Source organism: Thermogutta sp., from assembly GCF_014359955.1.
Lineage (GTDB): Bacteria > Planctomycetota > Planctomycetia > Pirellulales > Thermoguttaceae > Thermogutta.
The window spans coordinates 1-1,850 of sequence record NZ_JACIYL010000837.1; the positions used below are offsets into that span (position 1 = coordinate 1).

The following is a 1,850-nucleotide window of genomic DNA, read 5'->3' on the forward strand; positions in this document are numbered from 1 at the left end:
AGTTGGGCGCCGGAGTCATGGTCTCACTTGATGGTACCGATCTCTGGCTGGCAACCGGTGACCCGGTCTTGCCCGTGACTTCCGTCCTGCTGGTGCTTCCCGCCGGGATGGAGCTCGCCGCCGTTCAACCGGTTTTCACGAGCCAGATCGACGTCATCGGCCAGGGACTGCCTCCGGTGGTGGCCCCGAATCCCGTGCCCTTCGATTCGGTTGAAGACGCCCATCTTGACTGGTCCCAGGTTCTGGACAGGTCACTCGGTGTTTCAGACATCGTCCACTTCTCCAACTACATTTGGGGAGGATACCGTCTTGCCACGGTTGCCATCTCGCCCATCGTTTACGACCATTCTTCCGGAGAGTTGGCATTTGTTCGGGACCTGGAACTGAGCCTCACCCTCACTCCCACCAATGATGACCTGCCCGTGAATCCGCTGCTTGCCAGTCAGGTGGCAAGCCTTGTTGCTAATCCAGAGGTCCTGCAAACATATACGACCACCACAGCCACTCCGCCGGTTGATCCCTACGAGTACGTGGTCATCACCAGCGCCGCACTGGCGCGGGAATTCGAACCCCTCGTGCAGGAGAAAATCGCCCGCGGCCTCACCGCGCGCATCGTGACCACCGAATGGATCGCCGAGAACTACCGAGGAACAGAGAATGGAGACCTCGCCGACCGCATCCGCCAATTCCTGTCCGACGCGTACTTCAACCACGGCACGCGGTGGGTCCTGCTCGGAGGGGACGCCGAATTCGTGCCGACTCGTGGCGTCTATGCTGCAGTGGGCAGCACGATCGAGACAGCACTTCCCACAGACATGTATTACGCCTGCCTGGACGGACCGTGGAACCGGGACGGCGACAATCTATGGGGTGAACCTACAGATGGATTGAACGGAGGGGATATCGACCTGGTTCCCGAACTTTTTGTGGGCAGGGCACCGGTAAGCAACGCGACAGAGGTCCGCAACTTCGTCGCCAAAACCATTCTTTACGAAACCACACATCATCCCAACGCCACAACAGCCTTGCTCCTTGGAGAAAAGCTGGACAGCATCACGCAGGGGTCCGTCTCGAATGAAATCATTCGGCAACAAACCATTCCCACAGACTGGAACGTGCAAACCTTGTACGATTCAGACACCCAGGCCTGGACCACCACCCAGATTGTGGCCGCGTTAAACTCCTCACCGAATATCGTACACCATTTAGGTCACGCCAATTCCACCTACGTCGCACGAATGACCGTCTCGCAGGTGGCCACCCTTAATAACGCTTTCCCCTACTTCATGTATTCGCAGGGCTGCGACGCCGGCTCTTTCGACACTCGCGACGTGGCCATCGCCGAAGAGCACGTCATCGCTCCCCACGGCGCCGTGGCGGTTGTCATGAACACCCGATACGGCTGGTATGTGCCAGGCAACACGCCGGGCGGTAGCCACGACTACGCCCTCGCCTTTTTCGATGCGGTATTCAACGAACATAAAGTGCGAATCGGCGAAGCGCTGGTCGATTCGAAGCTGGACAACCTCTTCCGTTTGAGCGCCGGCGGTGCCTACCGTTGGATCCACTTTACTTCCACTTTGTTCGGTGATCCCGAACTGGCTCTGCAAACCGGAGATTGGGTTCCTCCCCAACGATCCCTCATCAGTGGAGTCGTGTTTCAGGACCACAACGGAAATGGGCAGCGAGACCCGGGCGAAATCGGAATGGCCACCCAGCTCGTGTATCTCGATCTGGACGGCGACGGCCAATGGGATCATGGATCGACGCGTTTCACCCAAAATACACCGGTTCGTCTTCAGGACAACGGAACCGTTATCTCCCAGTTACAGGTTTCCGGTGTGGGACGA

General features: G+C 58.2%; 1 protein-coding gene. It reads left to right on the forward strand.

From position 1 onward, the window contains the following. Positions 1 to 17 precede the first annotated feature (17 nt). The coding region (locus H5U08_RS17440; RefSeq protein ID WP_297036026.1) for a C25 family cysteine peptidase at positions 18 to 1,850 on the forward strand (1,833 nt) is incomplete at its 3' end.